This window comes from Streptomyces sp. PSU-S4-23, from assembly GCF_055632315.1.
The window spans coordinates 6598871-6618329 of the sequence record NZ_JBVMUU010000002.1; the positions used below are offsets into that span (position 1 = coordinate 6598871).

The following is a 19459-nucleotide window of genomic DNA, read 5'->3' on the forward strand; positions in this document are numbered from 1 at the left end:
CCTCCCGGCGGTCCAGCAAGGTCCCGGACATCCTGGTGGGAGGCCGGGCCCAGGGCTCGCAACAGTACTCCATTCGGACCATGTCCGTGGGTCGGCGCGCCGCCCAACTTCTGGCAATGGGGGCGAGTTGACCGTCCGATGCGCCTCTTTCGTGCCCCTCAAACGTGGCGTTCCTCACCCGACCACCAGAAACGGAACCAATCGCTTCGCTCGGGTCCCCCTCTTCTTCTCGTGCGCTCCGGCGCCGGGTGCGCGGGCTACGAACCCAGCACCCGGCGCAGGTAGGCGTTGCCGAAGCGGCGATCCGGGTCGAGGCGGTCCCGCAGGGCGGTGAACTCCCCGAAGCGCGGGTACACCTCGGCGAAGTACTCCGCGTCGCGCGTGTGCACCTTGCCCCAGTGGGGGCGCCCCGCGTGCGCTGTGAAGATCCGCTCGGCCGCCGTGAAGTACGCCTGATAGGGCGTACCGCGGAACATGTGCACGGCTACGTAGGCGCTGTCCCGGCCGGACGCGGTGGAGAGCGTGATGTCGTCGGCGGGCGCGGTGCGTACCTCGACGGGGAAGCTGACCCGCAGGCCCGACCGGTCGACCATGGCCTTGAGTTCGCGCAAGGTGTCCACCAGGGCCTCGCGCGGGACGGCGTACTCCATTTCCACGAAGCGCACCCGGCGCGGAGAAGTGAAGACCTTGTAGGGGATGTCGGTGTAGGTGCGCGCCGACAGGGCGCGGCTGGAGATCTGGGCGATCGCCGGGATCGTGGCGGGCACGGCGCGGCCGACCCAGTTGGCCACCTGGAAGACGCCGTTGGAGAGGAACTCGTCCTCGAACCAGCCGCTCAGCTGCCCGACCGGACGCTCGGGGCCGGCGCTGCGGTTGTTGCGCTTGGTGTTCGTGTTGCCGGTGTGCGGGAACCAGTAGAACTCGAAGTGCTCGTTCTCAGAGCAGAGTTCGTCGAACTCGGCCAGCACCTTCTCGAAGGGCATCGGCTCCTCGCGGGCCGTGAGCAGGAAGATCGGCTCCACCGCGAAGGTGATGGCGGTGATGATGCCCAGGGCGCCTATGCCGATACGGGCGGACGCGAAGACGTCCGGGTTCTCCTGCTCGGAGCAGGTGAGCACCGAGCCGTCCGCCGTCACCAGCTCAAGCCCCTTGATCTGGGCGGCGATCGAGCCCGAGTCGCGGCCGGTGCCGTGCGTGCCGGTGCTGGTGGCGCCGGAGACGGTCTGCTCCATGATGTCGCCCATGTTCGTGAGCGACAGGCCCTCGCGCGCGAGGGCGGCGTTGAGCCTCTTGAGCGGCGTGCCCGCCTCGACGGTGACGGTGCCCGCCTCCCGGTCGATCCGGCGGATGCCGGTGAGCAGTTGAGGGCGTATCGACACCCCGTCGGTCGCGGCGGCGGCCGTGAAGGAGTGCCCCGTGCCGACGGCCTTCACCGTGAGGCCGTCCTCGGCCGCCTTCCGCACGGCCGCGGCGAGTTCGTCGACCGAAGCGGGGGTGACCTCCCGTGCGGGCCGGGCGGTGACGTTCCCCGCCCAGTTACGCCACGTGCCGCTCTTCTCGCTCACTGTGGTGCTCATGGGACCCTCCCCGCTGCGGAGCCGGCCTGCTCAGCCGGCGGTACCCGAGAAAACCCACCGTGACCGCGACGGCCCCGGCCGCGGCCGGAACCCCGTACCCGGCCCCCGGCCCGACCGCGTCGATCACCCGGCCGGCCGCGGAGGAGCCGATCGCGACCCCGACCGCGAGCCCGGTGGACACCCAGGTCATTCCCTCGGTCAGATGCGCGCGTGGTACGTGCCGTTCGACGAGGGCCATCGTCGTGATCATCGTGGGTGCGATGGACAGGCCCGCAACGAACAGCGCCACGGCCAGAAACAGCAGGTTTCCGACCAGTAGGAGGGGGATCATACTCACGGCCATGGCACATACGCCCAGTAGCCACCTGCGGTGCGGTTCCCCGGCGAAGCGCAGCAGCCCGAAGACGACGCCTGCGACGCAGGAACCCGCCGCGTACAGCGCCAGGACGACGCTGGCTGCCGCCTTGTGGCCCTGCTCGTCGGCGAAGGCGACGGTCACCACGTCGACCGCGCCGAAGACGGTTCCGGTCGCCGTGAACGTGGCCACCAGGACCCGGAGCCCGGGGGAACGCAGCGCGCTGCCCCGGGTGTGCCGCTCGCGCGGATGCGGCTCGGGCTCGGTGGCGCGCTGGGCGGTCAGCCACAGGACGCCGGCCGCGAGGAATCCGGCGGCGAGGAGGGGGCCCGCCTCCGGGAACCAGCTTGTGGACAGCCCGATGGAGATGATGGGCCCGAGGATGAAGCAGATCTCGTCCACCACCGACTCCAGGGAGTAGGCGGTGTGCAGGTGCGGGGTGCCCCGGTACAGCGCGGCCCAGCGGGCCCTGACCATGGCGCCGAGGCTGGGCACCGTGCCGATGCACGCGGCGCAGACGAACAGCAGCCAGTCCGGCCCGGCGAGGTGCGAGGCCAGCAGCAGCCCCGCGGCCGCGGTCAGCGCGCAGAGCGCCGCCGGGCGCAGCACCCGCCGCTGCCCGTAGCGGTCCACCAGGCGTGAGACCTGCGGGCCGGCCACGGCGGCGGAGAGGGCGAGGGTGGCCGAGAGGGCCCCGGCGAGCCCATAGCGCCCGGTGCGCTGGGAGATCATCGTGACCACGCCTATGCCCATCATCGACAGCGGCATCCGGCCGAGGAGACCGGCGGCGGAGAAGCCCTTGGAGCCGGGGGCGGCGAACAGGGCACGGTAGGGGCTGGGCACGGGATCTCCGGGAGATGCGGTAAGGCGCGAAGCATGGCATGTGCCTTACGGGAGGGGCGAGCCCAACGTATGCCGGGCGTCGGGTTCGCGCCAGTGTTCGAACCGGCCGGGATCCGGGGGTTCCTCCTCCCCCCGCTGCCGCCGGCCGCTCCCCGTGAACTCGCGACGGCGCGGGTGGGCGGCGGGAGTGCCGTCGGCGGCGGGTGGCAGGATCGGAGACATGCCCGACGCACTCGACGCCAGCCCGTACGACGCCCTGCTGCTCCTCTCGTTCGGAGGCCCGGAGGGCCCGGACGACGTGGTCCCGTTCCTGGAGAACGTGACGCGGGGCCGGGGCATCCCCAAGGAGCGCCTGAAGGAGGTGGGGCGGCACTACTTCCTCTTCGGCGGGGTCAGCCCCATCAACGGCCTGAACCGCGCCCTCCTCGACGCCCTCCGCAAGGACTTCGCCGACCACGGCCTCGACCTGCCGGTCTACTGGGGCAACCGCAACTGGGCGCCCTATGTGACCGACACCCTGCGCGAGATCGTCGCCGACGGCCACCGCCGCGTCCTGGTCCTCGCCACCAGCGCGTACGCCTCGTACTCCGGCTGCCGCCAGTACCGCGAGGACCTCGCGGCCGCCCTGGCCGCCCTGGCGGACGAGGGCCGCCCGCTGCCGCGTATCGACAAGCTGCGGCACTACTTCAACCACCCCGGCTTCGTGGAGCCCATGATCGAGGGCGTCCTGGACTCCCTCGCCGACCTCCCCGAGGATGTCCGGGCCGGCGCGCACATCGCCTTCACCACCCACTCCATCCCGCACTCCGCCGCGGACACCTCCGGCCCGGCCGAGGGGCACGGGGACGGCGGGGCGTACCTGCGGCAGCACCTGGACGTGGCGCGGCTGATCGCCGACGCGGTGCGCGAGCGGACGGGAGCCGACCACCCCTGGCGGCTCGTGTACCAGTCGCGCTCGGGCGCACCGCACATCCCATGGCTGGAACCGGACATCTGCGACCACCTGGAGGAGCTGCACGGCGCCGGGGTCCCGGCGGTGGTGATGGCGCCCATCGGGTTCGTCTCGGACCACATGGAGGTGCTGTACGACCTGGACACGGAGGCGACGGCGAAGGCCGAGGAACTGGGGCTGCCGGTGCGCCGCTCCGCCACCGTGGGCGCCGACCCCCGGTTCGCCGCCGCCATCCGCGACCTGATCGTGGAGCGCGCCGCGATCGAGCGCGGGCAGCGGGTGACCCCGTGCGCCCTGGGCACGCTGGGCCCGAGCCACCACGTCTGCCCGGTGGGCTGCTGTCCCGCCCGCGCCGCCAAGCCCGCCGCCGCGGGCGCCGACAGCCCTTACGCGTGAGGAGCACCGTGACCGAGCAGCCAGAGCCGACCGAGCACCCCGAGCCGACCGACCGGCTGGAGGCCGAACTCCTGGAGATCGCGCTGGACGCCGCCACCCGCGCGGGGGCCTTCCTGCGCGACGGGCGCCCCGACGACCTCGGGGTGGCCGCCACCAAGTCCAGCGCCATCGACGTCGTCACCGAGATGGACATCGCCGCCGAGAAGCTGATCACCGGGCTGCTTGCAGACCGCAGGCCCCAGGACGGCCTGCTCGGGGAGGAAGGCGCCAGCGTCGAGGGCAGCAGCGGCGTGCAGTGGGTGATCGACCCGATCGACGGCACCGTGAACTACCTGTACGGCCTGCCCAGCTGGGCGATCTCCATCGCGGCCCGCAAGGACGGGGAGACGCTCGTCGGAGTGGTCCACGCGCCCCTGCGCGGGGAGGTCTTCCGGGCCGTCCGCGGGCAGGGCGCGTTCCTGAACGACCGCCCGGTGCACGTGCGCCCGGCGCCTGAGCTGGGCCTCGCCCTGGTGAGCACCGGCTTCGGCTACCTCGCCGAGCGCAAGGCCCACCAGGCCGAGGTGGTCCGGTGGCTGATCCCCGAGGTGCGGGACATCCGCCGGGGCGGCTCCGCCGCGATCGACCTGTGCGATGTGGCGGCGGGCCGTCTGGACGGGTACTACGAGCGGGGACTGAACCCCTGGGACTACGCGGCCGGCGACCTCATCGCCCGCGAGGCGGGCGCCCTGACCGGCGGCCGCCCCGGAGAGCCCCTCTCGCCGGCCCTGACGGTCGCGGCCGCGCCGGGCCTCTTCGAACAGCTCCAGCGCCGGCTGGACGAGCTGGGGGCGTGGCACGACTGAGCCGAGCGGGCCGGCGCTGTACCGGCCCGCAAGCCCGGCGACCTCGCCGTGCGGGGCGGCCGTCCGTCAGGCCGCCGTCCGCGCCCGACGCCGACCCCGGCCGACGCCGCTCCGGGCCGACGCCGTGCAGCGGCCGATCCGGACCGGGCCCTCCCGGACGGACATGAAGCGGGGCCCCGGCCTGGATCTGCCGGGGCCCCGCTCCGAGCGAGCCGATCAGACGCGGATCGCGCCGACCTCCACACCGTGCTCGGCGGCGAGACGGTGCAGGTCGTCGAGTTCCGACTGCTCGACATCCGCGAGGAAGTCGTCGCCTGTCTCGCGAGCCCGCGTCAGGTCGGACTCGGTCGCCCTTATGCGCTGCAGAAGTCCTGTGGTGAATGCGTCCATGCTGCGCCCCCTCGTCCTGGGTCGTGGGTCGATGGCACGGGGGTGTGCCCTGGGAAGGGGCGATCACGTCTCCACTGGGTGCCCAGCGCTGCCCTGGCCGGGCGGCGACGGTGCCGGACACCCACGCCCGCCCGTGGTGGAAGCGATGGACGGCCGACCACATGGTGGTGTGCCGGATGCAGAGCGTGATCGCGGGGTGTAAAGCCGTCCTCCCCCCGCTTCCTTCCGCGGAAACCTCAACCGCGCGAGAAAATTTCGCATTCCCGGGTCCCCGGACCGCGGGGCCCCGGTTCGCAGACCTGTCTTACAGCCGGTTTATGGCCGAAAAGGGCAGGATGGAGGTCTCATCCACGACAGACCTGCCCGCGGGCTGCCCGTATCGGGCGCGCGGGTGGACACAGGAAGGACAGCGACGTGCGCGTACTCGTCGTCGAGGACGAGCAACTGCTCGCCGATGCGGTGGCCACCGGACTGCGCCGGGAGGCCATGGCCGTCGACGTCGTGTACGACGGTGCGGCCGCCCTGGAGCGCATCGGCGTCAACGACTACGACGTGGTCGTCCTCGACCGCGACCTCCCGCTCGTGCACGGGGACGACGTGTGCCGCAAGATCGTCGAGCTGGGCCTGCCCACCCGCGTGCTGATGCTCACCGCGTCCGGCGACGTCAGCGACCGTGTGGAGGGGCTGGAGATCGGCGCCGACGACTACCTCCCCAAGCCGTTCGCGTTCAGCGAGCTCATCGCGCGCGTGCGAGCCCTCGGCCGGCGCACCAGTGTGCCGCTGCCGCCCGTCCTGGAGCGTGCCGGGATCAAGCTCGACCCCAACCGCCGCGAGGTCTTCCGCGACGGCAGGGAGATCCAGCTCGCCCCCAAGGAGTTCGCGGTCCTGGAGGTCCTCATGCGCAGCGAGGGCGCCGTGGTCTCGGCCGAGCAGCTCCTGGAGAAGGCATGGGACGAGAACACGGACCCGTTCACCAACGTCGTACGCGTGACCGTCATGACCCTGCGCCGCAAGCTCGGCGAGCCCCCGGTCATCGTCACCGTGCCCGGCTCCGGATACCGGATCTGATACCTGTGGCCACGACCCCAGCACCGCCCACGGCGCCGCCCAAGCCCACCTGGGACCCCAGGAGGCCGGAGCCGCCCTTCCCCTGGCTGCGCCCGACCATCCGGATAAGGCTCACGCTGCTGTACGGCGGCATGTTCCTGATCGCCGGCATCCTGCTGCTGTCGATCATCTACCTCTTCGCGGCGCACGCGCTCAACGTGGGCAGCGACCTGCCGTTCAAGATCGTCTCGGGCCAGGTCGCCAGCAACACCTGCAACTTCCCGTCCCAGCCGACGCCCGACGAGCTCAACAACGCCCTGAACGCCTGCGTGAACGAGCAGCGCCAGCACGCCCTGGACAACCTGCTCAGCCGTTCGCTGCTGGCCCTGCTCGGCCTCGCCGTGATCGCCTTCGCGTTCGGGTACGCGATGGCGGGCCGCGTGCTGTCGCCGCTGGGCCGGATCACCCGCACCGCGCGCGCGGTGGCCGGCTCGGACCTCTCCCGCCGCATCGAGCTGGACGGCCCGGACGACGAGCTGAAGGAGCTGGCCGACACCTTCGACGACATGCTGGAGCGGCTGCAGCGGGCCTTCACGGCCCAGCAGCGGTTCGTCGGCAACGCCTCGCACGAGCTGCGCACGCCACTCGCGATCAACCGCACGCTCCTTGAGGTGCACCTGTCCGACCCCTCGGCGTCCCCCGAGCTGCAGCAGCTCGGCAAGACGCTGCTGGCCACCAACGAGCGCAGCGAACAGCTGGTGGAGGGGCTGCTGCTGCTCGCCCGCAGCGACAACCAGATCGTCGAGCGGGGGCCCGTCGACCTGGCGGAGGTCGCCACCCAGGCCATCGACCAGGTGCACGCCGAGGCGCAGGCCAAGGGCGTCGAGATCCGCGGCGAGCGCGCCCCGGCGGTCGTCCAGGGCAACGGTGTGCTGCTGGAGCGGATCGCCCTGAACCTCGTCCAGAACGCGGTGCGCTACAACATCCCCGAGGGCGGCTGGGTGGAGGTGACCACCGCGGTCCAGCACGGCCAGGCGGTCCTGGTGGTCTCCAACACCGGCCCGGTGGTCCCCGCGTACGAGATCGACAACCTCTTCGAGCCCTTCACGCGGCTGCGTACCGAGCGCACGGGCAGCGACAAGGGGGTGGGCCTCGGCCTGTCCATCGCGAGGTCCGTGGCGCGCGCCCACGGCGGTCACATCACCGCGCAGCCCCGAGAAGGAGGCGGGCTGATCATGAGGGTCACCCTCCCCGTCTGAGATCCCGCCGCCGAACCGGGCTGGTGTTCGCTTTGCGCGGAATTTCCAGGCGGCCCCTCCGGCGGGACCCTGTGTGATCGATCACACGCGTGTCATTCCGGCCATCTACTCTCCGTGACGCTTTCTGCCCCCGTAAGACCGCAAAAATCCAGGTTTTCCAGGGGCTTGATCACGGGAAGTACACGGTGAGATGCCTTTGAAGTGTGGCACGGAGACCGTGTACGGTCCGGTTCGCCATCCAACCCGATCACTCTTGAGGAGTCCGGTTGGGTGTCGATTGAGTAACAGACCTTGATGTGAGGCAAAATCTCCGCCTCGAGGCGGGCACAAGTCCGGCCTCTCACGCGTTACGTGCGCTGGAGACACCCGCAGACACCCAGAGGGGGAGAGCGAAATGGCAACGGATTACGACACCCCACGCAAGACCGACGACGACGTCGACTCCGACAGCCTTGAAGAGCTGAAGGCCCGGCGGAACGACAAGTCCGCCTCCGCTGTGGACGTCGACGAGTTCGAGGCCGCGGAGGGCCTTGAGCTCCCGGGCGCCGACCTCTCGAACGAGGAGCTGGCCGTCCGGGTGCTGCCGAAGCAGCAGGACGAGTTCACCTGCATGAGCTGCTTCCTGGTGCACCACCGCAGTCAGCTGGCCCGCGAGAAGAACGGTCAGCCGATCTGCCGCGACTGCGACTGAGGCGGGGTCGGCCGTGACCGGCTCGACCCCTCCTCGGAAGCGCCGCTTCCCGCGCTGGGGAGCGGACTCGGAGCCGGATTCCGGCTTCCACGGCGTGCGTGACGACGAGCGAGGCTCTTCCGGCAGGGGAACAGCCTCGCTCGAACCGGCAGACGCCCCTGCGGCACTGGTGGGGCCTGTGGTGCCGGCCGATCCCCCGGCACCCCTGGCGCGACGCCGTGCTGCCGCCGTCCGGGACGGAATCCGGGAGGGCGTCCGCAAGGGCGGCAGCCGGGCCAGGGAGGGCCTGGCGTACGTCACCGACCGGATCATCGAGACGGCCCCCCGGATACCCGTACGGGACCTCAGGACGCTCCGTGGGCAGTTTCCCGGCCTGGGGCCCGAGGAGCTCGCGGACAAGCTCGTCGCCGGCGCTGCGGGGGCGACCGCAGCGGTCGGGGCCGGGATCGGGGCGGCGGCGATGCTGCCCGTGCCGCCGGCCATGCCGACCGAACTGGCCGCGGAGATCACCGGCGTCGCGGCGATCGAACTGAAGCTGATAGCCGAACTGCACGAGGTCTACGGGCTGCGGCCGCCCGGTGGCCTGGCCCAGCGCAGTGTGGCGTATCTGAGGTCCTGGTCCGGGGAGCGCGGGATCGACGTGACCAAGCCGTCGACGATCGACGCGGCCCTGGGCGGGCAGATGCGGCGCGAGCTGCGGCAGCAGATCACCAAGCGCATGGTGCGGGATCTGCCGAGTCTGATGCCGTTCATGGTGGGGGCCGCCGTCGGGGCGGTCATGAACCGGCGGGACACCAAACGGGTCGCCGAGCGGATCCGCAGGGATCTGCGCAGGATGCAGGTCCCGTGGGAGGCGTTGCCCGAGCTGCCGCCGCTGGAGCAGCCGGCCCGCTCCCCGGAACTCGAGAGACTCGAGGCACGCGAAGACGTCGAAGCACGCGAAGGCTTCGAAGCACCCGAAGGCTTCGAGGCACGCGAAGGCTTCGAAGCACGCGAAGACCTCTGAGAACCCCACGACCGGGCCGGTCTTCCGGCCGCTCCTCGCGGTCGTCCTCTCGCGGTCGTCCTCTCGCGGTCGTCAGCGACGCCGCCCGCGCCGCGCAGAAGGGGCCGCGGGCAAGCCGGCCGCTACGCCGCCGCCCGCGCGGACTCGATCGCCGCCGCCAGCCGCTCGGGCTGCCTGGTCGACAGGTACAGGTACGGCGTCGGGTCGGCCGGGTCCGTGACCTCGACCTTCAGGGCCTTCGGGATGTACGCGCGCAGCAGCATGAAGGCGCGCGTGTCCGCCTTGTGCGTGCGCCACGCGCGGGCCTCCTCCGGGTCCAGGACCTGCGCGTCACCGAGCGCCGACACCGGGACCCTCGCCTCGCCCGCGATCAGCGAGCCGCCCACCACGCGGATGCGGACCGATCCGTACGAGCTGGCCACGACCGCCGACACCGCCGTGCCGCCGACCAGGCCGCCGAGCATCGGCAGCGTGCCGAAGGGCAGCAGGACCAGGGCCACGGCGGTCCCGGTCAGGAGGCACATCAGCCACCAGGAGCGGGGCGCGGTGAGGCGTTCTTCGTACGGTGTCGCGGAGAGCTGCATGGAGCCAAGCTTGGCACGGTGTCGGCGACCCGTTCACGCGCGGGTAAGGTCTGCGGCTGTGAGTGGTACTTCCGCAGCTCTGATGCCCCCCGCCGATGCCGTGGCGCCGATACGGCACCCTGACGCTCCCGCCCCGGGCGAACTGCTCGGCGAACACTACGGGCAGTGTTTCGGCTGCGGGGGAGAGCAGCCCCACGGGCTGCACCTGGCGGCGCGCGCCGGTGAGGGCGTGTCCCTCACCGCCGAGTTCACCGTCCAGCCCGCTCACCAGGGCGCGCCCGGCCTCGCCCACGGCGGGGTCCTCGCGACCGCCCTGGACGAGACCCTCGGCTCGCTGAACTGGCTGCTGCGCACCATCGCGGTGACCGGACGGCTGGAGACCGACTTCGCGCGGCCCGTCCCCGTCGGTACCGTGCTGCACCTGGAGGCCGAGGTGACGGCGGTGGCCGGACGGAAGATCTATTCGAGGGCGACCGGGCGGATAGGCGGCCCCGACGGGCCCGTCGCCGTGCGGGCTCAGGCGCTCTTCATCGAGGTGAAGGTCGACCACTTCATCGACCACGGCCGCCCTCAGGAGATCAAGGCGGCCATGGACGACCCGGACCAGGTGCGGCGCGCTCGCGCCTTCGAGGTGAACCCGTGAGCCGTGAGGCCGTGCAGGTGCTGATCCGGCGCGTCGACCCCGACGTACCGCTTCCGGCGTACGCGCACCCCGGCGACGCGGGGGCCGATCTGCGCACCACCGAGAGCTGTGAGTTGCGGCCGGGGGAGCGGGCCGTGCTGCCCACGGGCGTGTCCGTCGCGCTGCCCGAGGGATACGCGGCCTTCGTGCACCCGCGGTCGGGTCTCGCCGCCCGCTGCGGTGTCGGCCTCGTGAATGCCCCGGGGACGGTTGATGCCGGGTACCGTGGGGAGATCAAGGTGATCGTGGTGAATCTCGACCCGCGCGAGTCCGTGCGGTTCGAGCGCTTCGACCGGATTGCCCAACTGGTCGTCCAGCAGGTCGAGAGGGTCCGCTTCCAGGAGGTCGCGGAGCTTCCCGATTCGGCGCGGGCCGAGGGGGGCTTCGGGTCCACCGGCGGTCATGCCGCTGTGGGCGGCGAGGCGGGCGGGAATCGATACGCTTCGGTCGTATCCGACCGGGAAGGACAGTGACGTGTTCGGACGTCGCAAGAAGAAGGGTGCCGCCGAGGACGCGGCCGGCGAGGCCGAGCAGGTCGTCGACGGTGTCGACACTGAGGCGGAGGAAGAGGTCGGGCGCGAGCGCGAGCGCGTGCGGCTCGAACCGGAACCCAGGCCCGACGGACCCTGGGACAGCTCCGAGATCCGTGAGCCGGGTGAGGGCCGCGTGGACCTCGGCGGGCTGTTCGTGCCCGGGGTGGACGGCATGGAGCTGCGGGTCGAGGTCGCGGGTGACGCGATCGTGGCGGCGACCGTCGTCCTGCGCGACAGTGCCGTTCAGCTGCAGGCGTTCGCCGCGCCCAAGCGCGAGGGCATCTGGGCCGAGGTGCGCGAGGAGATCGCCTCCGGCATCACCCAGCAGGGCGGCATCGTCGACGAGGTCGAGGGCCCGCTGGGCTGGGAGCTGCGCGCACAGGTGCCGGTGCAACTGCCGGACGGCACGGGCGGTTTCCAGGTCGTGCGGTTCGTCGGTGTGGATGGTCCCCGCTGGTTCCTGCGGGGTGTGATCTCCGGCCAGGGCGCCGTGCAGCCGCAGGCCGCGGGCCTGCTGGAGCAGATCTTCCGGGACACGGTCGTGGTGCGCGGCGAGGGCCCGATGGCGCCGCGCGATCCGATCGTCCTGAAGCTGCCGAACGACGCCCAGATGGTGCCCGAGGGCATGCAGCAGGACGAGGGCGCCTCCCGTTTCTCCGGCGGCATGGGCCAGTTGCAGCGCGGCCCCGAGATCACCGAGGTCCGCTGACCGCCTCGCGGGACAGAACGATCAGGCAGGCCGTGCCCCTGGTTCAGGGGTGCGGCCTTTTCGTGTGCGGACCCTTGACCGGCAGTTGGTCTGTACCTATCGTCTCGGGCCATCGAGCGTTCAAGGGGACGCTCATCGTTCACATGTGAGAACGGATGGCTGTCGTATGCCTGCTGCTCCCCCACGTCATCGCCGCAGATCGCACGCCTTACTGTTCCTGACACTGGCCATCGCGCTGACCGGCGGCCTCCTGCTCCAGCCGGCGGCCCGTCGCGCCGAGGCGGCCCCCGCCGCCTTCGTCCACCCCGGAGTCACCGTTTCCAGGGCCCAGCTCGACTTCGCGCGCGACAGGGTCGCGGCCGGAGCCCAGCCCTGGAAGGGCGCCTTCGACCAGATGACGGCGAGCGCGTACGCCGACCTGAACCGCACCCCGAAGCCCCGCGCCACCGTCGAGTGCGGCTCCTACTCCAACCCGGACCACGGCTGCACCGATGAACGCGGGGACGCGATCGCCGCGTACACCGACGCCCTCGCCTGGTACATCACCCGTGACGAGCGGTACGCCGAGAAGTCCATCGAGCTGATGGACGCCTGGTCGGCCGTCCTCAGGAGCCACACCAACAGCAACGCGCCCCTGCAGACCGGCTGGGCCGGCTCCTCCTGGCCCAAGGCCGCGGAGATCATCAAGTACACCTACACGGGCACCTGGGCGAACGCGGGCCGCTTCGCCGCCATGCTCCGCGACGTCTACCTGCCGGAGGTGATCGGGGGCTCCCACTCCAACGGCAACTGGGAGCTGTCGATGATGGAGGCCGCCGTCGGCATCTCCGTCTTCCTCGGGGACCGGGCGTCGTACGACACGGCGATGGCGAGGTTCCGGACGCGGACGGCGGCGTACGTCTACCTCGCCTCCGACGGCGACCTGCCCAGGACCGTGCCGAGCCAGAACCTCGACACCAGGGACAAGATCGTCAAGTACTGGCAGGGACAGTCCGCCTTCGTCACCGGCCTCACCCAGGAGACCTGCCGCGACCTCACCCACACCGGCTACGGCATCTCGGCGATCTCGCACGTCGCCGAGACCAGCCGGATCCAGGGCCGGGACCTGTACGGGACCGACGTCGGCGAACGGCTGCGGCAGGCGCTCGGATTCCAGTCCAGGTACCAACTGGGCGCGGCCGTGCCGAGCTGGCTGTGCGGCGGATCCCTCACCCTCGGTCTCGGCCCGGTCACCGAGGTCGGCTACAACGCCCTGCACAACCGCCTGGGCATCGCGATGACCAGCACCCAGGCGCTGACCGAGCGGAACCGCCCGGCCGGCAGCAACAACCTCTTCGTCGCCTGGGAGACCCTCACCCACGGCGACAACCCCGGCTGACCGCTGTGCGGCACGGTCGCGCCCCCGCCGCCGTGGCCCCCGGGCGCGGCGGCGGCCCCCGACCCGCATCAGGGTTTCGTCAAGGACACCCTTCGTCACACACCACGCCCCGGCTGCCGTGATGATGGACCGTAGGGTCGAAACGGCGCACACAGCCGTGACGGGAAGACGATGAGGCCATGGGACGCGGCAAGCTTCGGATCTACCTCGGCGCGGCGCCGGGCGTGGGCAAGACCTACGCCATGCTGTCCGAGGCCCACCGCCGCGTCGAACGGGGCACGGACTGCGCGGTGGCCGTCGTCGAACACCACGACCGGCCGCGCACCGAGGTGATGCTGCACGGCCTGGAGCAGATCCCGCGCAGGGAACTGGAGTACCGCGGAAGCCGCTTCACGGAGATGGACGTGGACGCGGTCCTGCGCCGGGACCCCGCGGTGGCCCTGGTGGACGAGCTCGCCCACACCAACGTCCCGGGCTCCCGCAACGCCAAGCGCTGGCAGGACGTCGAGGAACTGCTGGCCGCCGGGATCGACGTGGTCTCGACCGTCAACATCCAGCACCTGGAGTCCCTCGGCGACGTCGTCGAGTCGATAACGGGCGTACGGCAGCGCGAGACCCTGCCCGACGAGGTGGTGCGCCGGGCGGACCAGATCGAACTGGTCGACATGTCGCCACCGGCGCTGCGCCGGCGTATGGCGCACGGCAACATCTACGCGTCCGACAAGGTCGATGCGGCCCTGTCCAACTACTTCCGGCCCGGGAACCTCACCGCCCTGCGCGAGCTCGCCCTGCTCTGGGTGGCCGACCGCGTCGACGAGTACCTGAACGAGTACCGCAGCCGGCACCGTGTCTCGGCCATCTGGGGCTCACGCGAGCGGATCGTCGTCGGCCTCACCGGCGGCCCCGAGGGGCGCACCCTGATCCGCCGGGCGGTGCGGCTGGCGGAGAAGGGCGCCGGGGGCGAGGTCCTGGCCGTCTACATCGCCCGCAGCGACGGGCTGACCTCGGGCTCGCCCAAGGAGCTGGCCGTCCAGCGCACCCTGGTCGAGGACCTGGGGGGCACCTTCCATCACGTGGTGGGCGACGACATCCCCGCAGCGCTCCTCGACTTCGCGCGCGGAGTGAACGCCACCCAGATCGTCCTCGGCTCCTCGCGCCGCAAGGCATGGCAGTACGTCTTCGGGCCCGGCGTCGGCGCCACGGTCGCCCGGGAGTCCGGCCCCGATCTCGACGTGCACATCGTCACCCACGAGGAGGCCGCCAAGGGGCGCGGTCTGCCCGTGGCCCGGGGCGCCCGGCTCGGCCGCTCGCGCATCGTCGCCGGCTGGCTGGTCGGCGTGGCCGGCCCCGCGCTCCTCACCCTCCTGCTCACCGGCATCGGCACCGGCCCCGGCATCGCCAACGACATGCCGGCGTTCCTGGCGCTGACGGTGGCCGCGGCCCTGCTCGGCGGGCTGCTGCCGGCGCTCGCCTCGGCCGTTGTGGCCTCCCTGCTGCTCAACTGGTTCTTCACCCCGCCCGTCCACACCCTGACGATCGCGGACCCGCAGAACATCGTCGCCATCGCGATCTTCATCGCCGTCGCGGTGTCGGTGGCCTCGGTGGTGGACGTGGCCGCACGGCGCACCCACCAGGCGGCCCGGCTGCGCGCCGAGTCGGAGATCCTCTCCTTCCTGGCGGGCAGCGTGCTGCGCGGCGAGACCAGTCTGGAGGCGCTCCTGGAACGGGTGCGCGAGACCTTCGGCATGGAGAGCGCGGCGCTGCTGGAGCGGACCGGCGACATCGACCCGTGGACCTGCGCGGGCAGCGTGGGCCCGGGCGCGTCGGTCGCCCGCCCGGAGGACGCCGACGTGGACGTGCCGGTCGGCGACCACATGGCGCTGGCCCTGTCCGGACGCGTCCTGCCCGCCTCCGACCGGCGGGTGCTGGCCGCGTTCGGCGCACAGGCCGCCGTGGTCCTGGACCGCCGGCGCCTGAGGCAGGAGGCCGAACAGGCCCGCGCGCTCGCCGAGGGCAACCGCATCCGCACCGCGCTGCTGGCCGCCGTCAGCCACGATCTGCGGACGCCGCTGGCGGGCATCAAGGCGGCGGTCACCTCGCTGCGCTCGGACGACGTGGAGTGGTCGCAGGAGGACCGCGCGGAGCTGCTGGAGGCGATCGAGGAGGGCGCCGACCGACTCGACCACCTGGTGGGCAACCTGCTGGACATGTCCCGGCTGCAGACCGGCACGGTCACCGCGCTGATCCGGGAGATCGACCTGGACGAGGTGGTGCCCATGGCGCTGGGCGGGGTCCCCGAGGACAGCGTGGAGCTGGACGTCCCCGAGACCCTGCCGATGGTCGCCGTGGACGCCGGGCTCCTGGAACGGGCGGTCGCCAACCTCGTCGAGAACGCGGTCAAGTACAACCCCCGGGCAACACCCGTGCTGGTCGCCGCGAGCGCCCTCGCCGACCGTGTGGAGGTCCGCGTCGTCGACCGCGGCCCGGGTGTCCCGGACCACGCCAAGGACCGCATCTTCGAGCCCTTCCAGCGCCATGGCGACGCGCCGCGCGGTGCCGGCGTCGGCCTCGGCCTCGCGGTCGCCCGTGGCTTCGCCGAGGCCATGGGCGGCACCCTCGACGCCGAGGACACCCCGGGCGGCGGGCTCACGATGGTCCTCACCCTCCGGGCCGCGGGGAGCCCGCACGGCCCCGGACGACTCGCCGAACCAGAAAGGCAAACCACATGACCCGGGTGCTCGTGGTCGACGACGAGCCGCAGATCGTACGCGCGCTCGTGATCAACCTGAAGGCGCGGGATTACGAGGTCGACGCTGCCGCCGACGGCACGACCGCGCTCCGGCTCGCCGCCGCGCGCCACCCCGACGTCGTCGTGCTCGACCTCGGGCTGCCCGACATGGACGGCGTCGAGGTGATCAAGGGGCTGCGCGGCTGGACCCGGGTGCCGATCCTGGTGCTGTCCGCGCGCCACTCCTCGGACGAGAAGGTCCAGTCGCTGGACGCGGGCGCCGACGACTACGTCACCAAGCCGTTCGGGATGGACGAGCTGCTGGCCCGGCTGCGCGCCGCGGTCCGCCGGGCCGAGCCGACCCTGGGCGGCGAGGAGGACGCGATCGTGGAGACGGCGGGGTTCGCCGTCGACCTGGCCGCGAAGAAGGTCAACCGCGGCGGGAAGGACGTGCGCCTCACCCCCACGGAGTGGCATCTGCTGGAGGTGCTCGTGCGCAACGCGGGCCGCCTGGTCGGCCAGAGGCAACTGCTGCAGGAGGTGTGGGGGCCGTCGTACGGGACGGAGACGAACTACCTTCGGGTGTACATGGCCCAGCTGCGACGGAAGCTGGAGGCGGACCCGTCGCATCCCAAGCACCTGATCACGGAGCCGGGGATGGGGTACCGGTTCGAGCGGTGAGGCGGCCCGGGCGGCGGGCGGCGGCGGGCGGTTGGGCGGGGGGTGCCGTGGGTACGTCGGTGTCAGCGCACCCCGGTACGCTTTCGGTATGAGTGCTGTTCCTCGTTCCGAAAAGCCGGTGGGCCGTTTCCGGCGCATGCTCGACCGGCTTTCCTCGTCGCGGGAGGACCTGGAGTCCGAGGAACTGCGGGAGGACGCGGAGACCGCAGGCTGTACGCGCATCGGTGACTGCCACGACCGGCAGATCGTCACGGTTACTGGTACCTTGCGCACGGTCACGCTGCGTCCGCGAGCCGGAGTCCCGGCCCTGGAGGCCGAGCTGTTCGACGGGTCGGCCGCGCTGGACGTCGTGTGGCTCGGCAGGCGCTCCATCGTCGGGATAGAGCCGGGGCGCAAGCTGATCGCCTCCGGCCGGATCTCGATGAGCCGGGGCCGCAGAGTGCTGTTCAACCCCAAGTACGAACTCAGACCGCTCGGACGGGAGTAGCCGGTGACGTCACTCGAGAAGCCGACCGAAGACGCCCAGCACGATTCCCGGGCGGTGACCGAGGCCGCGCTCTTCGAGGCGTTCGGCGGTGTCCGGGGCATGGTCGAGACGGTGGTGCCCGGCCTCCTCTTCGTCACCGTCTTCACCGTCAACAAGAACCTGCACTGGTCGGCGATCGCCGCGCTCGTGGTGTCGCTGCTGCTGGTGGTGGTCCGCCTCGTGATGCGGGACACCGTCAAGCACGCCTTCAGCGGTGTGTTCGGCGTCGCGTTCGGCGTGGTCTTCGCGATGATGACCGGCAACGCCAAGGACTTCTACCTGCCGGGCATGCTCTACACGCTGGGCCTGAGCCTGGCCTACATCGTCACCACGCTCGCCGGAGTCCCGCTGATCGGCCTGATCCTGGGCCCGGTCTTCAAGGAGAACCTCTCCTGGCGCACCCGGAACCCGGGCCGCAAGAAGGCGTACGCGAAGGCGAGCTGGGCGTGGGGCCTGATCCTGCTCGGCAAGTGCGCGATCCTGTTCCCCCTGTACTGGTGGGCCGACACCGCCCAGCTCGGCTGGGTCCTGGTGGCGCTGAAGATCCCGCCGTTCCTGCTCGCCGTCTGGCTCACCTGGGTGTTCCTCGCGAAGGCACCCGCGCCGATCGACGTGTTCGCCGAGATGGAGGCCGAGGAGCAGGCCGAGAAGGCACGGCAGGCCGCCGCCGAGGGGCACGAGGCCCCCGCGGGGCGCCACCGCCGGGAGTCGTAGGTCCGGGAGAAGGGCGCCCGGCGGTCGCCGCGCGCCCTTCTCAGGGGGCACCCCCGTCGGACCGCAGGTGGTCCACCGGACTGCCCGCAGAGCGCTCAGGCGTCCTCGCGCCGTACCGACAGCAGCTCCTCCAACTGCTCCTCTCGCGCCTGGGCCGCCACGAACAGCAGCTCGTCGCCCGCCTCCAGGGAGTCCTCCCGGGACGGGGTCAGAACGCGGGTACCGCGGATGATCGTCACCAGGGACGTGTCCTCGGGCCACAGCACATCGCCGACCTGTGTGCCCGCCAGGGCCGACTCCGGCGGCAGGGTCAGCTCGACGAGGTTCGCGTCGCCGTGGCTGAAACGGAGCAGACGCACCAGGTCGCCGACGCTCACCGCCTCCTCGACCAGGGCCGACATCAGGCGCGGGGTGGAGACGGCCACGTCCACTCCCCAGGACTCGTTGAAGAGCCACTCGTTCTTGGGGTTGTTGACACGGGCCACGACGCGCGGGACGCCGTACTCCGTCTTCGCCAGCAGGGACACGACCAGGTTCACCTTGTCGTCGCCCGTCGCGGCGATCACCACATTGCAGCGCTGCAGCGCCGCCTCGTCCAGAGAGGTGATCTCGCAGGCGTCGGCCAGCAGCCACTCCGCCTGCGGTACGCGCTCGACCGAGATCGCGGTCGGCGCCTTGTCGATCAGCAGAACCTCGTGCCCGTTCTCCAGGAGTTCGCCCGCGATCGAGCGGCCCACGGCACCGGCACCGGCAATGGCGACCCTCATCAGTGCCCGCCCTCTCCTTCAGGCCCCCCGGCGAACGCCGCCTCGACCTTCTCGACGTCGTCCGTCCGCATCATCACGTGTACCAGGTCGCCCTCCTGCAGCACCGTCTGCGAGGTCGGCAGCATCGCCTCGCCCAGTCGGGTGAGGAAGGCCACGCGCACGCCGGTCTCCTCCTGGAGCCGGCTGATCTTGTACCCGACCCAGGCCGGGGAGGCATGCACCTCGGCGAGCTGGACGCCACCGGTGGGGTCGCGCCACAGCGGCTCTGCGCCGGACGGCAGCAGACGGCGCAGCATCTGGTCCGCCGTCCAGCGGACCGTGGCGACCGTCGGAATGCCGAGGCGCTGGTAGACCTCGGCGCGGCGGGGATCGTAGATACGGGCCGCGACGTTCTCGATGCCGAACATCTCGCGGGCGACCCGCGCGGCGATGATGTTCGAGTTGTCGCCGCTGGAGACGGCGGCGAAGGCGCCGGCCTCCTCGATGCCCGCCTCGCGCAGCGTGTCCTGGTCGAAGCCGACTCCGGTGACCCGACGGCCGCCGAACCCGGAGCCCAGTCGTCGGAAGGCGGTGGGGTCCTGGTCGATCACGGCGACCGTGTGCCCCTGTTGCTCCAGGGTCTGGGCGAGAGCGGAGCCCACTCTTCCGCAGCCCATGATGACGATGTGCACGACCGTCCTTCCGATGTCCATGATGACAGCTAGGTTCCCTCAGGTTCTCAGACCGCCGCCCAAGCTACACAGGCACGGTCCGCGCGGGGCACCCCCGTGCACGTGCGTCGGACGGCTTTGTCGAT

At 71.6% G+C, this 19459-nt stretch carries 20 protein-coding genes; 14 read left to right on the plus strand and 6 right to left on the minus strand.

Translation table 11 applies throughout. The annotated features are described in order from the left end of the window. Nucleotides 1–257: 257 nt before the first annotated feature. Together ACZ79I_RS30015 and ACZ79I_RS30020 are read right to left on the minus strand one after the other, a co-directional pair. Nucleotides 258–1577, minus strand: a complete 1320-nt coding sequence (locus tag ACZ79I_RS30015; RefSeq protein ID WP_471501267.1) for a D-arabinono-1,4-lactone oxidase — start codon at nt 1575–1577, stop codon at nt 258–260. Next, nucleotides 1537–2775, minus strand: coding sequence for an MFS transporter (locus ACZ79I_RS30020; protein ID WP_471501268.1), 1239 nt, complete (start codon nt 2773–2775; stop codon nt 1537–1539). Before ACZ79I_RS30020 ends, ACZ79I_RS30015 begins: the two co-directional genes overlap by 41 nt. A gap of 220 nt (nt 2776–2995) precedes the next feature. Between ACZ79I_RS30020 and ACZ79I_RS30025 the strand changes: the two genes are divergently transcribed. Together ACZ79I_RS30025 and ACZ79I_RS30030 are read left to right on the plus strand one after the other, a co-directional pair. After that, nucleotides 2996–4123: a ferrochelatase gene (locus tag ACZ79I_RS30025; RefSeq protein ID WP_471501269.1), complete on the plus strand. Its 1128-nt coding sequence runs from the start codon at nt 2996–2998 to the stop codon at nt 4121–4123. A gap of 8 nt (nt 4124–4131) precedes the next feature. After that, entirely contained in the window at nt 4132–4968 is an 837-nt protein-coding gene (locus ACZ79I_RS30030; RefSeq protein WP_471501270.1) for an inositol monophosphatase family protein, read from the plus strand. Nucleotides 4969–5184: 216 nt separating this feature from the next. On the opposite strand, the gene ACZ79I_RS30035 is transcribed toward ACZ79I_RS30030, so the two are convergent. Then, on the minus strand, nt 5185–5358 hold the full coding sequence (locus ACZ79I_RS30035; protein WP_381081012.1) for a hypothetical protein: 174 nt from the start codon (nt 5356–5358) through the stop codon (nt 5185–5187). Nucleotides 5359–5772: 414 nt separating this feature from the next. Between ACZ79I_RS30035 and ACZ79I_RS30040 the strand changes: the two genes are divergently transcribed. The 4 genes from ACZ79I_RS30040 to ACZ79I_RS30055 all read left to right on the plus strand — a co-directional run bounded on the left by ACZ79I_RS30040 (nt 5773) and on the right by ACZ79I_RS30055 (nt 9361). Continuing rightward, nucleotides 5773–6426 carry a response regulator transcription factor gene (locus tag ACZ79I_RS30040; RefSeq protein WP_381081014.1) on the plus strand — a complete coding sequence of 218 codons (654 nt, stop codon included), beginning with the start codon at nt 5773–5775 and terminating at the stop codon, nt 6424–6426. A gap of 5 nt (nt 6427–6431) precedes the next feature. After that, on the plus strand, nt 6432–7664 hold the full coding sequence (locus ACZ79I_RS30045) for a sensor histidine kinase (RefSeq protein ID WP_471501271.1): 1233 nt from the start codon (nt 6432–6434) through the stop codon (nt 7662–7664). Nucleotides 7665–8058: 394 nt separating this feature from the next. Further along, complete coding sequence (locus tag ACZ79I_RS30050; protein ID WP_003993510.1) at nt 8059–8355, plus strand: DUF4193 domain-containing protein; 297 nt, start codon at nt 8059–8061, stop codon at nt 8353–8355. Between the two features lie 13 nt (nt 8356–8368). Further along, complete coding sequence (locus ACZ79I_RS30055) at nt 8369–9361, plus strand: hypothetical protein (protein ID WP_471501272.1); 993 nt, start codon at nt 8369–8371, stop codon at nt 9359–9361. Nucleotides 9362–9483: 122 nt separating this feature from the next. Here ACZ79I_RS30055 and ACZ79I_RS30060 read toward each other — a convergent pair whose 3' ends face one another. Further along, nucleotides 9484–9945 carry a DUF3093 domain-containing protein gene (locus ACZ79I_RS30060; RefSeq protein WP_471501273.1) on the minus strand — a complete coding sequence of 154 codons (462 nt, stop codon included), beginning with the start codon at nt 9943–9945 and terminating at the stop codon, nt 9484–9486. A 58-nt stretch (nt 9946–10003) separates the two neighbouring features. Between ACZ79I_RS30060 and ACZ79I_RS30065 the strand changes: the two genes are divergently transcribed. The 8 genes from ACZ79I_RS30065 (at nt 10004) to ACZ79I_RS30100 (ending at nt 17896) form a co-directional block, all read left to right on the plus strand. Then, nucleotides 10004–10588 (plus strand): PaaI family thioesterase, encoded by a 585-nt coding sequence (locus tag ACZ79I_RS30065; protein ID WP_471501275.1) that lies wholly within the window; start codon nt 10004–10006, stop codon nt 10586–10588. After that, nucleotides 10585–11100 carry a dUTP diphosphatase gene (gene dut / locus ACZ79I_RS30070; protein ID WP_471501277.1) on the plus strand — a complete coding sequence of 172 codons (516 nt, stop codon included), beginning with the start codon at nt 10585–10587 and terminating at the stop codon, nt 11098–11100. The genes ACZ79I_RS30065 and dut overlap by 4 nt, the downstream gene beginning before the upstream one ends. Before the next feature lies 1 nt (nt 11101). Next, nucleotides 11102–11869: a DUF3710 domain-containing protein gene (locus ACZ79I_RS30075; protein WP_471501279.1), complete on the plus strand. Its 768-nt coding sequence runs from the start codon at nt 11102–11104 to the stop codon at nt 11867–11869. A gap of 166 nt (nt 11870–12035) precedes the next feature. Continuing rightward, a complete protein-coding gene (locus ACZ79I_RS30080; protein ID WP_471501281.1) occupies nt 12036–13247 on the plus strand; it encodes an alginate lyase family protein in 1212 nt (403 codons plus the stop codon). Nucleotides 13248–13426: 179 nt separating this feature from the next. Next, nucleotides 13427–15976 carry a DUF4118 domain-containing protein gene (locus ACZ79I_RS30085; protein WP_471501283.1) on the plus strand — a complete coding sequence of 850 codons (2550 nt, stop codon included), beginning with the start codon at nt 13427–13429 and terminating at the stop codon, nt 15974–15976. Next, nucleotides 15973–16656, plus strand: a complete 684-nt coding sequence (locus ACZ79I_RS30090) for a response regulator (protein WP_471501285.1) — start codon at nt 15973–15975, stop codon at nt 16654–16656. Before ACZ79I_RS30085 ends, ACZ79I_RS30090 begins: the two co-directional genes overlap by 4 nt. A gap of 88 nt (nt 16657–16744) precedes the next feature. Then, the gene (locus tag ACZ79I_RS30095) at nt 16745–17143 is read left to right on the plus strand and encodes an OB-fold nucleic acid binding domain-containing protein (protein ID WP_381081032.1); all 399 of its coding nucleotides are present in this window, start codon (nt 16745–16747) and stop codon (nt 17141–17143) included. A 3-nt stretch (nt 17144–17146) separates the two neighbouring features. Beyond that, a complete protein-coding gene (locus ACZ79I_RS30100) occupies nt 17147–17896 on the plus strand; it encodes a DUF3159 domain-containing protein (RefSeq protein ID WP_471501287.1) in 750 nt (249 codons plus the stop codon). Between the two features lie 95 nt (nt 17897–17991). Here the strand turns inward: ACZ79I_RS30100 and ACZ79I_RS30105 are convergent, their stop codons facing one another. Beyond that, nucleotides 17992–18663, minus strand: a complete 672-nt coding sequence (locus tag ACZ79I_RS30105; protein WP_471501289.1) for a potassium channel family protein — start codon at nt 18661–18663, stop codon at nt 17992–17994. Then, a complete protein-coding gene (locus tag ACZ79I_RS30110) occupies nt 18663–19334 on the minus strand; it encodes a potassium channel family protein (protein ID WP_471505312.1) in 672 nt (223 codons plus the stop codon). Before ACZ79I_RS30110 ends, ACZ79I_RS30105 begins: the two co-directional genes overlap by 1 nt. Nucleotides 19335–19459: the final 125 nt, after the last annotated feature.